This is a genomic window from Niallia circulans (genome assembly GCF_003726095.1).
GTDB lineage: Bacteria > Bacillota > Bacilli > Bacillales > Cytobacillaceae > Niallia > Niallia circulans_A.
Window position 1 is genome coordinate 847,805 of sequence record NZ_CP026031.1, and the last position, 14,044, is coordinate 861,848.

General features: G+C 36.0%; 13 protein-coding genes. All 13 read left to right on the forward strand.

The features are described 5' to 3' along the window. Positions 1–12 precede the first annotated feature (12 nt). The 13 genes from yfmF (at position 13) to C2I06_RS03900 (ending at position 14,003) form a co-directional block, all read left to right on the forward strand. On the forward strand, positions 13–1,293 hold the full coding sequence (gene yfmF / locus C2I06_RS03840) for an EF-P 5-aminopentanol modification-associated protein YfmF (protein ID WP_123257480.1): 1,281 nt from the start codon (positions 13–15) through the stop codon (positions 1,291–1,293). After that, on the forward strand, positions 1,293–2,576 hold the full coding sequence (yfmH, locus tag C2I06_RS03845; RefSeq protein WP_095329241.1) for an EF-P 5-aminopentanol modification-associated protein YfmH: 1,284 nt from the start codon (positions 1,293–1,295) through the stop codon (positions 2,574–2,576). The genes yfmF and yfmH overlap by 1 nt, the downstream gene beginning before the upstream one ends. 85 nt (positions 2,577–2,661) lie before the next feature. Further along, positions 2,662–3,384 (forward strand): elongation factor P 5-aminopentanone reductase, encoded by a 723-nt coding sequence (gene ymfI, locus C2I06_RS03850; protein WP_123257481.1) that lies wholly within the window; start codon positions 2,662–2,664, stop codon positions 3,382–3,384. A gap of 94 nt (positions 3,385–3,478) precedes the next feature. Beyond that, on the forward strand, positions 3,479–3,736 hold the full coding sequence (locus tag C2I06_RS03855) for a DUF3243 domain-containing protein (RefSeq protein ID WP_047940065.1): 258 nt from the start codon (positions 3,479–3,481) through the stop codon (positions 3,734–3,736). 399 nt (positions 3,737–4,135) lie between these two features. Next, positions 4,136–4,927, forward strand: a complete 792-nt coding sequence (locus C2I06_RS03860; RefSeq protein ID WP_095329243.1) for a YmfK family protein — start codon at positions 4,136–4,138, stop codon at positions 4,925–4,927. A gap of 21 nt (positions 4,928–4,948) precedes the next feature. Further along, the gene (locus C2I06_RS03865; RefSeq protein WP_123257482.1) at positions 4,949–5,833 is read left to right on the forward strand and encodes a helix-turn-helix domain-containing protein; all 885 of its coding nucleotides are present in this window, start codon (positions 4,949–4,951) and stop codon (positions 5,831–5,833) included. A gap of 116 nt (positions 5,834–5,949) precedes the next feature. Continuing rightward, on the forward strand, positions 5,950–6,528 hold the full coding sequence (pgsA, locus tag C2I06_RS03870; RefSeq protein ID WP_095329245.1) for a CDP-diacylglycerol--glycerol-3-phosphate 3-phosphatidyltransferase: 579 nt from the start codon (positions 5,950–5,952) through the stop codon (positions 6,526–6,528). A gap of 101 nt (positions 6,529–6,629) precedes the next feature. Continuing rightward, positions 6,630–7,871 carry a competence/damage-inducible protein A gene (locus tag C2I06_RS03875; protein ID WP_123257483.1) on the forward strand — a complete coding sequence of 414 codons (1,242 nt, stop codon included), beginning with the start codon at positions 6,630–6,632 and terminating at the stop codon, positions 7,869–7,871. 176 nt (positions 7,872–8,047) lie between these two features. Beyond that, positions 8,048–9,091 (forward strand): recombinase RecA, encoded by a 1,044-nt coding sequence (recA, locus tag C2I06_RS03880; RefSeq protein ID WP_095329247.1) that lies wholly within the window; start codon positions 8,048–8,050, stop codon positions 9,089–9,091. Positions 9,092–9,640: 549 nt separating this feature from the next. After that, entirely contained in the window at positions 9,641–11,209 is a 1,569-nt protein-coding gene (rny, locus tag C2I06_RS03885; RefSeq protein ID WP_047940071.1) for a ribonuclease Y, read from the forward strand. Positions 11,210–11,348: 139 nt separating this feature from the next. Further along, positions 11,349–12,146: a TIGR00282 family metallophosphoesterase gene (locus tag C2I06_RS03890; protein WP_095329248.1), complete on the forward strand. Its 798-nt coding sequence runs from the start codon at positions 11,349–11,351 to the stop codon at positions 12,144–12,146. Between the two features lie 184 nt (positions 12,147–12,330). Beyond that, the gene (gene spoVS, locus C2I06_RS03895; protein WP_016201204.1) at positions 12,331–12,591 is read left to right on the forward strand and encodes a stage V sporulation protein SpoVS; all 261 of its coding nucleotides are present in this window, start codon (positions 12,331–12,333) and stop codon (positions 12,589–12,591) included. Between the two features lie 488 nt (positions 12,592–13,079). After that, positions 13,080–14,003: a dipeptidase gene (locus tag C2I06_RS03900; protein ID WP_123257484.1), complete on the forward strand. Its 924-nt coding sequence runs from the start codon at positions 13,080–13,082 to the stop codon at positions 14,001–14,003. Positions 14,004–14,044: the final 41 nt, after the last annotated feature.

The following is a 14,044-nucleotide window of genomic DNA, read 5'->3' on the forward strand; positions in this document are numbered from 1 at the left end:
AGGAGGTATGTTATGAGTGTAGCAACGGAAAAAATTACAAAATATAGCGGCTTTCAATTACATACAGTAAAGACAGAAAAATTTAAAACGAATACGATTGTGATGAAATGGCGAACCCCTATTACAAAAGAAAATTCAACACACAGGGCTCTTCTTCCTTATGTGATGCAAAATAGTACGAAGAAATTTCCGACAACGGCAAAGCTTCGTTCCTTTATAGAAGAATTGTATGGAGCTACTTTTTTTATCGATCTTGCTAAAAAAGGGGAATACCACATTGTTTCTTTCTCTTTAGAAATTGCAAACGAAAAGTTTCTCTCAGACCCAGCTCCTTTATTAAAAAAAGGGTTGGAATTTTTATCGGAGGTTATCTTTCAGCCAAATGTATCAGAAAGTGGTTTTGACCAGAATGTCATAGATAATGAAAAACGTGCATTAAAGCAAAGAATTCAATCCATCTATGATGATAAAATGCGATATTCGAATCAACGAGTAATTGATGTTATGTGTGAAAACGAGCCTTATGCACTAAGTGTTTACGGTGAAAAAGACGAGGTTGATAGCATTACCCCACAATCCCTTTACGACTATTATACAAAAGCGTTAGCAGAAGATCAGATTGATTTGTATATGGTCGGCGATATTAAAGAAGAAGAGGTAGGAGCCTATATTGAGGAATTATTTCCATTTAAAGAAAGAACGGCACAATCAATTGATCGTAGAAAATCATATGAAACTAAGAAAGTAAAAGAAGTTCGTGAAGTACAAGATATTAAACAGGGAAAACTAAATATGGGATTTCGCACAAATATTGTTTATGGAGATCCAGAATATTTTGCCCTTCAAGTACTCAATGGCATTTATGGCGGGTTCTCGCATTCCAAGCTATTTATTAATGTCAGGGAAAAAGAAAGCCTTGCCTATTATGCAGCAAGTCGTTTAGAAAGTCATAAAGGGTTGCTTTTAGTAATGTCAGGAATAGATAATAACAATTACGATAAGGCAGTTAAGATTATTAAGGAACAAATGGAGTTAATGAAAAAAGGCGAATTTTCCGATCAAGAAATAATGCAGACAAAAGCGGTGATTCATAATCAAATGCTGGAAACATTAGATACTTCCCGTGGCATGATTGAACTGTTCTACCATAATAGCGTAAGTGATAATTATGTAGAGATGGGCGATTGGCTTCAATATATGAGTAAAGTTTCCCGAGAGGAAATCATTGCTGCCGCTAAGAAGATCGAACTAGACACCATTTATTTCTTAACGGGATCGGAGGGGAATGCATAATGGAAAAAATAGAATTTGCTCAATTGCAAGAAGAACTATATTATGAAAAATTAGCAAATGGCTTAAAGGTATATATTTTGCCGAAAAAAGGGTTTAATAAGACGTTTTGTACATTCACAACAAATTATGGTTCTGTAGATAACACCTTTATTCCTCTTGAGGGATCTGAATTCACTCAAGTTCCTGATGGAATTGCTCATTTCTTAGAGCATAAGCTTTTTGAAAAAGAAGACGGTGATGTTTTTCAAGATTTTAGTAAACAGGGGGCAAGCGCTAACGCTTTTACGTCTTTTACAAGAACAGCCTATTTGTTCTCTAGTACCTCTAATGTAGCTAATAATCTGGAAACACTTATTAATTTTGTACAGGAACCATACTTTACGGAAAAAACGGTAGAAAAAGAAAAAGGAATTATCGGGCAAGAAATTACGATGTATGATGATAATCCAGATTGGCGTCTATATTTTGGACTAATTGAAAATATGTATGTCCATCATCCTGTGAAAATTGATATTGCTGGAACGATTGAATCCATCTCACATATCACAAAAGATATGTTATATGAGTGCTATAATACTTTCTACCACCCAAGCAATATGCTTCTTTTCATTGTGGGACCAGTTGATCCAGAAGAGTATATGGCTCAGATAAGAGAAAATCAAAGCAAAAAAGATTATACAAATCACAGTGAAATTCAACGCAAATTTAAAGAAGAACCTGCACATGTTAATAAGGACAAGCAAGTACTAAAAATGAATGTCCACACTTCTAAATGTCTTGTTGGAATAAAAGGAATCGATGTAGAGCAGTCCGGAAAGGAAATGATGAAACAAGAGTGGAGCATCAATTTATTATTAGATTTCCTATTTAGTGAAAGCTCTGAAAACTACCAAAATCTTTTCCAAGAAGGCTTAATTGATGATACTTTTTCTTATGATTACACACAGGAACACGGATTTGGATTTGCGATGATTGGTGGAGATACGAGTGATCCTGATCGGTTAGAAACGGCAATTAAAGAAATTTTAATGAAAGCTAAAACAACCGATTTCGCCAGCGAGACGTTAGAAAGAACGAAGAAAAAGAAAATTGGCGCTTTCTTACGTGCGATTAATTCACCAGAATATATCGCTAACCAATTTACACGCTATGCTTTCAATGAAATGAATTTATTTGATGTGGTACCTGCTGTTGAAGAAATTACAGTTGAGGATATAAAAAATGCGGCTAATAAATTATTAGCAGAAGAAAGAATAACATCTTGCCAAGTAGTGCCGAAATAATGATAAGTAGACACAAAGAAATCTATTTCTTTGTGTCTGTTGCTGTTTAGGTTTATAGGTAAAAGTAAATGGAGTGAAAAAGACAATGGGGAAATGGATTTTAATTACCGGTGCATCTGGTGGAATTGGACAAGCGATTGCAAAACAATTAGCAAAAGAAGGCTATTCGCTTTACTTACACTATCATCAAAATGAAAAAGCAATAAAGGAACTGTTAGAAGTGCTAGCAGTGAATGGGGGAGAATACTTACCCATACAAGCAGATTTACAACAAGAAAATGACTACCAAAAAATTCTCGAAAGTATTTTCACAATAGATGGAATTGTTCACGCAAGTGGCATAAGTACATATGGTTTATTTACAGATATGGAAGAGGGAGAAATGAAAGCCCTATGGAATGTCCATATACATTCATTAATGTGTATAACAAAAGCTTTATTACCAAAAATGCTTTCGAGACAATATGGTAATATTATTGTGATCACAAGTATATGGGGTCAAGTAGGAGCAGCAATGGAAGTTGCCTATTCTACTGTAAAGGGTGCCCAAATTAGCTTTGTGAAGGCCTTAAGTAAAGAGGTAGCCTTTAATGGTATTCGGGTGAATGCAGTAGCTCCTGGCGCTATTGAAACGAACATGCTTCAATCTTTTTCGCCTGAAGAAATGCAGCTGATGGCAGAGGAAATCCCAATGGGGAGATTGGGAAGTCCCCAAGAAGTAGCAGAAAGTGTAGCCTTTCTATTATCGGAAAAATCTTCTTATATGACAGGACAAGTCCTTTCTCTTAATGGGGGATGGTATGTATAGATAGCTTTTCCAAAAGATTTTCATGCATATTATTACATCGAACGAACCAAAATAATGATGTAATTCACTTAAGCAATGGAAGGAGTAATTCATGATGTCTATTTTAGAAAATTGGGATCAATGGAAAGACTTTTTAGCAGATCGTCTTCATCATGCCGAAAATGAAGGAATGAACCAAGAAGCAATAGGAGATCTTGCTTTTCAAATTGGAGATTATCTGTCTAATCAAGTTCAGCCTAAAAATGAACAAGAAAAGATTTTATCCGATTTATGGTCAGTTGCAGATGAAAAAGAACAACATGCGATTGCAAATATGATGGTAAAATTAGTGCATAATAACGGAACAAAATAATTATTAGTGGCAATCAAAGAAGCTCGATAAATAGAAAAGCTATTTATTGAGCTTCTTTCCTTTCGGAACAGAAAAATATTCCAAAATGTGATGACGTGCTTCGAAAAAGAGCATCTAGATAATAGAAGGGAAGCCTGTCTGTGACCAAAAGCAAGAAAGTGTAGAAGAAAAGAGGCAGATCAAACATGAGCAGCATGCAAATAAATCAAGTAAAAATAGCTTTGAAACAATGATTTTAGATTAAAATGAATGCTTTATTTTCCTAGAATGCACCCTTCTTATAAAAAGTCCATCTTTTTTTCTATTTTGACCCCTTTTTTCTTGATTATTTATACTATTCCTATATGATAGAAGTTAAAAGACTAGAAAATTTCACTTGCTAGTTGTAGGAGGATTTTTTTGGAACAGAAGGAATGGTATTTAGAATACGAAATTCAAAAAAACCGACCTGGCCTACTAGGGGAGATTTCCTCATTACTAGGAATGCTTTCAATTAATATTATCACCATTAATGGGGTAGACGATGGACGGCGCGGCTTATTAATGTTAGCGAAAAATAAGGAACAAATAAAAAGGTTAGAATCTATTCTCTATACAATGGACACAATAAAAGTAATCAAGCTTAGAGAACCTTCTTTAAGAGATAAACTTGCAGTAAGACATGGTCGTTATATTCAAAGAGATGCAGATGACAAAAAAACATTTCGCTTTGTTCGTTATGAGCTTGGATTGCTAGTAGATTTTATGGCGGAATTATTTAAGACAGAAGGCCATAAATTAATAGGTATTAGAGGGATGCCGCGGGTAGGCAAAACGGAGTCCATAGTGGCTGCAAGCGTTTGTGCAAATAAGAGATGGCTTTTAGTGAGTTCTACTTTGCTAAAGCAGACTATCCGCCATTCTTTAATGCAGGGAGAATATAATGAAAATAATTTATTTATCATTGATGGTATTGTTTCTTCCAAACAGATTAATGAGCGACATTGGGCGGTTGTTCGAGAAGTGATGCGCCTGCCATGTATAAAAGTAGTAGAACATCCCGATGCCTTTGTACATAATACAGAATACACTTTAGATGATTTTGATTATATTATTGAGCTAAGACATGAGCCAGACGAGGAGATTCTTTATGATGTTCATAAAAAGAATACTCTTGCCTTAGAAAGTGAATTCGAGGGTTTTGATTTTTAGTAAGTTGGAAGGTGTTATCTTGTGAGTGAATTAGGAAATCGATTAAAAGAAGCTAGAGAAGCTAAAGGACTAACGTTAGAAGAATTACAAGAGATTACCAAAATTCAAGTCCGTTATTTAGTTGGCATTGAAGAAGGTAATTATAGTATGATGCCAGGTAAATTTTATACACGGGCATTTATCAAACAATACGCAGAAGCGGTAGATTTGGTTCCAGAAGAAATATTTGAAGAGTATAAAGCTGAGGTACCAACAACGGTAAATGATGAGTTGCCGCAAAATTTATCGAGAGTGAATTCAAGAAGCGCAATAGACGGAGCCACTTCAAAGGTATTCGATATCTTGCCAACTATTCTTATTGCTATTCTTGTATTGGCTGTTGCTTTTCTGGTTTGGTATTTTGTGTATGCGAAAGATTCAAATCCAGAAAAACAGTCTAATAGCGGTACAGAACAGAATTCTGTTTATATGAAATCAGATGCATTAAATAAAAAGGAAAAAGAAAAGGTAACTGATAAGGATGCTAATAAAGAGAAAGAACAAGTAGTAGAAGAAGAAGAGAAGAAAGTAGAAGAAGAGGCACCAAAACAAGAGATTACCAAAAAAGAAACAGTTGGAAAAAAGACAACATATGAAGTGAAAAATGCAGAGAAGTTTGTTGTTAAGCTTGTAGCAACAGGAAAAGTTTGGGTTGATATCCAAAATGGCAAAAACTATTCCTTTTTCCAAGGTATCCTTGAAAAAGATGGAACTGAATCACACGAAGAAGATTTATCAAAAGAGACAGAAGCACGTATTGTAATTGGAAACAGCCAAGTAGATGTTTTTGTCAACGATGAAAAAATAGACCTTGGTGATTCATCTTCTAGACAAGATCTTGTTATTAAAAATATAAAAGAAGAATAGTCATCGATTCGATGACTATTTTTCGCTATTATATCGTATTTAGGTTATAATACTAATGTTTTTAATTTATTTTTAATGAAAGTGGCGATTAACGTCATGGTAATGGAGGATGTAAGATGAATTTGCCAAATAAGATTACCGTAGCAAGAATTTTATTAATCCCCGTCTTTCTAGTCATCATGCTAGTGGACTTTCAATGGGGAGAACTAACATTTTTAGGTGTTACCTTACCGATGACACATTTTATCGGTGCCTTGATTTTTATCCTAGCATCGACAACGGATTGGATTGATGGACACTTTGCGAGAAAGTATAATCTAGTAACCGATTTAGGGAAGTTTTTAGATCCTTTAGCAGATAAATTATTAGTTTCATCTGCATTAATTGTTTTAGTAGGATTGCAGATGGCTCCTGCGTGGATTACGATTGTTATTATTAGCAGAGAATTCGCAGTAACCGGTTTACGTTTAATATTAGCTGGCGGCGGAGAGGTAGTTGCAGCAAATATGCTTGGGAAAATTAAAACGTGGGCCCAAATAGTTGCGATTTCTGCGCTTTTATTACATAATATGATTTTTGAACTTATTTCACTGCCTTTTGATATCCTTGCCCTATGGGTTGCCTTGATCTTTACGATTTGGTCTGGCTGGGATTATTTTGCAAAAAATAAACAGGCTTTTGTTTCATCCAAATAAAATAGAGGAATAAAAATAAGGACATCTATTTATGACAAGCGTATATTGCTTTATAAAGAGACGTCCTTTCTTTATGAACAGACAAAAAGGGGGAGCATTATATGAATGCAGAGATTATTGCTGTTGGCTCAGAATTATTACTTGGACAAATTGCTAATACAAATGCTCAATTTATATCCAAGCATTTAGCCGACTTAGGAGTAAATGTTTATTATCATACAGTTGTTGGAGATAATGCAGCTCGCTTAGAGGAAGCAATAAAAGTCGCTGAAAGCCGAGCACAATTGCTTATTTTCTCCGGTGGATTAGGTCCAACAAAGGACGATTTAACGAAAGAAACGATTGCCAAGCATATAGGGAAAGAGTTGGTTTTTGATAAAACAGCTTTAGATTCCATTGAAGACTATTTTGTCAAAACGAAACGCACGATGACGGAAAATAATAAAAAGCAAGCATTAGTATTAGAAGGAAGCGACGTTCTTCCAAATGACCATGGTATGGCACCGGGGATGTTTTTAAAAAAAGACAGTCGCTTTTACATGCTTTTACCAGGACCACCGAAAGAAATTCAGCCAATGTTTGTTAAATATGGATTTCCTGCAATACAAAAGCAAATGACAAGCAAAGATGTCATTGTTTCACGCGTGCTTCGCTTCTTTGGCATTGGGGAGTCCCTGCTAGAAACAAAAATAGAAGATTTAATTGATGCCCAGACCAATCCGACTATTGCCCCGCTCGCAGGAGATGGAGAGGTAACATTACGTATCACATGTAAGCATGATTCTATAGAAGAAGCAGATAAATTGATTGTAAAAACAGAAGAAGAAATATTCGCACGTGTAGGAGAATTTTTCTATGGGTATGAGGACACTACTTTAATGAATGAGCTTTCTCATATTTTATTAAAGAAAAATTTAACATTAGCAGCCGCAGAGAGTCTGACAGGAGGACTGTTTCAGCAAGAGATAACAGGAATTCCAGGCGCTGGGAATATTTTTAAAGGCGGAATTGTTTGCTATACAAATGAAGTAAAGCATCAAATCTTGCAAGTAAAAGAGTCGACGATCAAAGAACATGGTGTCGTAAGCGAGCAATGTGCGAAAGAACTTGCGGAGAATGTTGCACGTCTATTAAAAGCTGACATTGGGATAAGCTTCACAGGAGTTGCAGGTCCAAATGAATTAGAAGGAAACCCAGTAGGTACCGTTTATATTGGGATTGCTAAAAGCGGTGAACCGACAAAAGTAGAGAAGTTAGCATTAAGTGGAACAAGAGCTGGTAATCGAGTTAGAAGTGTGAGATACGGTCAATATTTCTTATTGAAAATGTTAGAAGATAAATAATAGGATATCTTTTACTTAAAAGGTTGCTTTCAGCTGGAAAATAAAAAAACGAATGAATGTTCGATTTTTTACTGTACAAATGAAAGGAAAAAAGGTATATTAAGTATATAATCTTTTAAACAACGAATGAATCATGATTGGTGAGATTCATTTTTTATATAAGGAGGAGAACGTATTTGAGTGATCGTCAAGCTGCATTAGAAATGGCGTTAAAACAAATAGAAAAGCAATTCGGTAAAGGTAGTATCATGAAGCTGGGAGAGCAAGCAGATAGAGTCATTTCTACTAGTCCAAGTGGATCTTTAGCTTTAGATGCAGCCCTAGGTGTTGGTGGATATCCAAGAGGTCGTATTGTAGAAATTTATGGTCCTGAAAGTTCAGGGAAAACAACAGTAGCGCTTCATGCTATTGCTGAGGTTCAGGCAAATGGCGGACAAGCAGCATTTATTGATGCAGAGCATGCATTGGATCCAGTTTATGCCCAAAAGCTTGGCGTTAATATTGATGAATTATTACTTTCTCAACCAGATACCGGAGAACAAGCATTAGAAATCGCGGAAGCATTAGTACGAAGTGGTGCAGTTGATATTTTAGTTATTGACTCTGTAGCAGCACTTGTACCAAAAGCAGAAATTGAAGGCGAAATGGGAGATTCTCACGTTGGACTTCAAGCTCGTTTAATGTCACAGGCACTTCGCAAGTTATCTGGTGCTATTAATAAATCAAAAACGATTGCTATTTTCATTAACCAAATTCGTGAAAAAGTTGGAGTAATGTTCGGAAATCCTGAGACAACTCCTGGTGGACGTGCGCTAAAATTCTATTCATCTGTCCGACTAGAAGTTCGTCGTGCTGAAACGTTAAAACAAGGAACAGATATGGTAGGAAACAAAACAAAAATCAAAGTGGTAAAAAATAAAGTAGCACCACCTTTCAAAGTAGCAGAAGTCGATATCATGTATGGTGAAGGTATCTCAAAAGAAGGAGAAATCATTGACCTTGGTTCTGAACTTGATATTGTTCAAAAAAGTGGTGCTTGGTATTCTTACAATGACGAAAGATTAGGGCAAGGCCGTGAAAATGCGAAGCAATTCTTGAAAGAAAATCCAGAAATGCGCCTAGAAATTCAAAAGAAAATTCGCGATCATTACGGGCTGGATAAAGAAGTTACATTAAAGCCTGAAAATGATGAGAATGAACAATTTGAATTAATCGATTAATCGTTAAGAAAGATGGGAGACGGGTTTTTCCGTTTGCCATCTTTTTTGTTGCTATTCTATAAAAGTATTCGATAGCGTTCTTTGGGTGCTCCAAGCTGACTGATCCCAAAAAACACAATTATTGTCCATCGTAATCTGGAAAGTAAAAAAATCTTCTCAATCCACTTAAGTATTTAAAAGAGGCTGTGGGATAAAGGACTTCCTAGGTTTAATAAGCTTAGTTTCTGACTATAATACGGATGATAGGTTAGGTTTAGCTTTAAATAAGGTGATATTTCATACATATATAGGAAGTAAAGAGCAATTGTTAGAGGAAGATGATAACGGAGATAGCCAATGAGAATTAGGTTAATCCTACTAGTTCAAAGCCTTGACAATAAATTGGTACAACTATACAATTAAATTGTATATTTTACATTTTTATAAGTATGAAAACCTAGAAAACATTTTATAAGACTAGGGAAATTTCGATTGAAAAAAGGAACATTTTAAGCCAATACTTTTAAAATCGTAACAAACACAATTTGATAGCAAGAGGAGGTGAAAATGATGGATTTAATAAAAATCATCTCCATTTTGCTTATTCTAATCGTTATTGCCGTTGTTGGCTTTGTTGTATATTTTATTCGAAAGTCCAATGCTAATGCAAAAATTAGCAATGCAACGTTGACTGCTGAACAAATTATGGAGAATGCAAAGCGTGAAGCAGACGCATTGAAAAAAGAAGCTTTGTTAGAAGCAAAGGATGAGATTCACAAGCTTCGTAGTGAAGCAGAACTAGAAGTTCGTGATCGAAGAAATGAACTACAAAAACAAGAAAATCGTTTATTGCAAAAAGAGGAAAATCTTGATCGCAAGGGAGAAGCGTTAGATAAACGTGAATCAGTGTTAGAAAAGAGGGACGATTCTCTTAATAAAAGACAACAGCATATGGAAGAGATGGAAAGCAAAGTGGACGAGATGGTTCGCAAGCAGCAAACAGAACTAGAGCGCATTTCTGGATTAACTCGAGAAGAGGCGAAATCCATCATTTTAGAGCGTACAGAGCAAGAAGTTGCTCATGATATTGCGATAATGATTAAAGAAAGTGACACTAGAGCGAAAGAAGAAGCAGATAAAAAGGCTAAAGAAATTTTGTCACTTGCAATCCAACGTTGTGCAGCTGATCATGTTGCAGAAACTACAGTTTCCGTTGTTAACCTTCCAAATGATGAAATGAAAGGGCGAATTATCGGCCGTGAGGGGCGAAATATTCGAACGCTTGAAACATTAACAGGAATTGACTTAATTATTGATGATACACCAGAAGCAGTAATTTTATCTGGTTTTGATCCAATAAGACGTGAAACTGCTAGACTTGCGTTAGATAAGCTCGTCCAGGATGGACGTATTCATCCAGCTCGTATTGAAGAAATGGTTGATAAAGCTCGTCGAGAAGTGGATGAACATATTCGTGAGATCGGAGAACAAACTACGTTTGAGGTCGGAGTTCATGGATTACATCCAGATTTAATTAAAATTCTCGGCCGTCTAAAATTCCGTACAAGCTATGGACAAAATGTATTAAAGCATAGTATGGAAGTGGCACAATTATCAGGAATTTTAGCTGCTGAACTTGGTGAGGATCAAACTCTTGCCCGCAGAGCTGGCTTACTTCATGATATAGGGAAAGCAATTGACCATGAAGTCGAAGGAAGCCATGTGGAAATTGGTGTCGAACTTGCTACCAAGTATAAAGAACATCCAGTTGTGATCAATAGTATCGCATCCCATCATGGTGATACAGAACCAACTTCAATTATCGCTGTACTAGTAGCCGCTGCTGACGCACTTTCAGCTGCAAGACCAGGAGCGCGAAGAGAAACATTAGAAAACTATATTCGCCGACTTGAGAAATTAGAAGAAATTTCAGAGTCTTATGATGGAGTAGAGAAATCATTCGCTATTCAAGCAGGTCGTGAGATTCGAATCATGGTGAAACCTGATCTTGTGGATGATTTAGAATCTCATCGATTAGCTCGTGATATTCGTAAGAAAATCGAAGAGGAATTAGATTATCCAGGTCATATCAAAGTAACCGTCATTCGTGAAACAAGAGCGGTTGAATATGCAAAATAAAAACGGTGCGTTTGCACCGTTTTTTTATGTTTGGCAACATTATCTTCCAAAAGTTTTTAGAAGGAAAATCGAGTTAGGAACGCAGGCAATTATATGTTACACTGTTACATAGTGAAGATTAGAAAGTAGGAAAAAAGACATGCATATTTTATTTGTTGGAGATGTCGTAGGCTCTATGGGTCGAGATATGATTAAAGAGTACGTACCAAAGCTAAAGGAGAAATACCGTCCGCAGATGACGATAATAAATGGCGAAAATGCTGCTGGCGGAAAAGGTATCACCGAAAAAATCTATCGAAGCTTTTTAGAAATTGGTGCTCAAGCAATAACAATGGGAAACCATACATGGGATAATCGCGAAATATTTGAATTCATCGATCAGGCAAAATACTTAGTACGACCTGCAAATTTTCCCGAAAATAATCCAGGAAAAGGCATGGTGTTTGTTAAAATTAATGATATAGAAGTAGCTGTCATCAATTTACAAGGGCGAACATTTATGAATCCGAGTGATGATCCATTTATTGTGATTGATGGCTTAGTGGAGGAAGCAAAAAAACGTACTGATATTATTTTTGTTGATTTCCACGGAGAGGCGACAAGTGAAAAGCAAGCAATGGGATGGTATTTAGATGGAAAAGTAACAGCTGTTGTGGGAACACATACGCATGTGCAAACAGCTGATAACCGTATCCTTCCAAATGGAACTGCCTTTATGGCCGATGTTGGGATGACAGGGCCATATGATGCGATTCTTGGAATGCAAAAGGAATTAGTATTGAATCGTTTCTTAACCAATTTGCCAACACGTTTCGAGCCGCCAAAAAGTGGGAGAGCACAATTAAGCGGCTGTTTAATTGAAGTAGATAAAAAGACTGGGAAAGCAAAGAAAATAGAACGTATATTAATCAATGATGATCATCCATTTTTCTCGTAATAAAAGGATAATTATTTGAGGATATAGCTATCTTGTATAAACAAATATTTTCTAATTTTTTATGTCCAAGCTGGAATATGTGTATGAAACTTGGAATATAGTAACATTGGAATGATATATATCCTGATATGTTCATTATTATTTAATGTAACATGCGGGGGGGTTAAACAAGGAGGAGCTAGAAATGGAGATATTAAAGGTTTCAGCAAAGTCTAGTCCCAATTCTGTAGCTGGTGCGCTTGCAGGTGTTCTACGTGAAAGAGGTGGAGCAGAAATCCAGGCTATTGGTGCAGGTGCATTAAATCAAGCGGTTAAAGCAGTTGCTATCGCAAGAGGGTTTGTAGCACCTAGCGGAGTGGATTTAATTTGTATTCCTGCCTTCACTGATATCGTCATTGACGGTGAGGAACGAACGGCCATCAAGCTCATTGTGGAGCCTAGATAAAGAGAAAACAAGATTTGATAAAAAGTAGAAAAGCATGTAATTACATGCTTTTCCATTTATTTTGATCTTAATTGGACAGTATGGCGGTAGAACTTTTGGATATTTGTAGAAGCAGATGTGAAGTCAGCTGTCTGTATAGGACTGAATGATTAACTAAGATAAATGGAGAAGAAAAAAATCTTTTCTGACTTAGTTTCACTGTATCCCTTCTGAGATTGGTATGCTTGTTTGTGTTCCTTTGATCTTTTGGAAACTGAATAGAGCAAACCTTAAAAAAAGAAGGAGGATGTCTCCTCAATAGGTTTAGGTCCCACAGAAAAAATTAAGTTGGAGAATGAACTTTTCTCCCGCTATTAACTTGAAACTGTGGAGAATAAACCAAATGAGTGAGGCATCCTTTTTTTATAACTATAGTCAATTGATATCTTGAGGGAGAGAAATAGCCACAAGATTTACATAAAAAACATATTTGTATGGGAGTGAATGGTTTGAGTTACTTCGATGGTCATTGTGATGTATTATATAAAATGTTTATAGATAAAACGATAAATTTTCAGAATAGTGATAAACTTCATGTCACTAAGAGTAATTTACAAAAAGGGGGGGCAAAGATTCAATGTTTTGCTATTTATGTTCCAGAATCTGTCCATCCTGATATGCGGTTTGAAGCAGCTTTATCCATGGCAACTATCTTTTATGATAAAATCTTACAGCCGAATGCAGATTTAAAATTTATACGCTCACAAAAAGATATAAAGGAATTAAAAAATGGTGAAATTGGTGCACTCCTAACATTAGAAGGCTGTGATGCGATTGGAGGAGATTTGCTAAAATTAAAAACATTGCTTCGATTAGGTGTTTCAGCAGTAGGACTTACTTGGAACTATGCGAATGCTGTTGCGGATGGAGCACTAGAACCTAGAGGTGCTGGTTTATCTTTATTCGGAAGAGAAACAGTGAAGCTTTTGAATAAGCAAGCAATTTGGGTAGATGTTTCCCACTTATCGGAAAATGCCTTCTGGGATGTTATGGAGCATGCAGAGTATCCATATGCATCACACTCGAATACATATAATCTTTGTCCAAATCCTCGTAATTTACGCGACGACCAAATTAAAGCAATGATAGAAGCAGACAGTGTAATCGGCATTACTTTTGTGCCACAGTTTTTAAGTGGAACCAACACAGCAACTATTACAGATATTCTACGCCATCTTGATTATATATGTTCGCTTGGAGGTGAAGATCATGTCGGCTTTGGTTCTGATTTTGATGGAATCGACCAAACGGTAAAAGGTCTAGCTTCCGCTGTCGATTATCCTAATCTAATAAATGAGCTAACAAGATATTATACAAGTACGCAAGTAGAGAAATTCTTATATACGAATATGACAAAAAGGTTTCCGAAATAAAGAAAATCATCTATCTTCTTTCCTTTGCGGAAGAGGGAGAA

Coding starts and splice junctions, on each gene's coding strand:
- yfmF (WP_123257480.1), top strand. CDS start 13: ATGAGTGTAGCAACGGAAAAAATTACAAAATATAGCGGCTTTCAATTA.
- yfmH (WP_095329241.1), top strand. CDS start 1,293: ATGGAAAAAATAGAATTTGCTCAATTGCAAGAAGAACTATATTATGAA.
- ymfI (WP_123257481.1), top strand. CDS start 2,662: ATGGGGAAATGGATTTTAATTACCGGTGCATCTGGTGGAATTGGACAA.
- C2I06_RS03855 (WP_047940065.1), top strand. CDS start 3,479: ATGTCTATTTTAGAAAATTGGGATCAATGGAAAGACTTTTTAGCAGAT.
- pgsA (WP_095329245.1), top strand. CDS start 5,950: ATGAATTTGCCAAATAAGATTACCGTAGCAAGAATTTTATTAATCCCC.
- C2I06_RS03875 (WP_123257483.1), top strand. CDS start 6,630: ATGAATGCAGAGATTATTGCTGTTGGCTCAGAATTATTACTTGGACAA.
- rny (WP_047940071.1), top strand. CDS start 9,641: ATGGATTTAATAAAAATCATCTCCATTTTGCTTATTCTAATCGTTATT.
- C2I06_RS03890 (WP_095329248.1), top strand. CDS start 11,349: ATGCATATTTTATTTGTTGGAGATGTCGTAGGCTCTATGGGTCGAGAT.
- spoVS (WP_016201204.1), top strand. CDS start 12,331: ATGGAGATATTAAAGGTTTCAGCAAAGTCTAGTCCCAATTCTGTAGCT.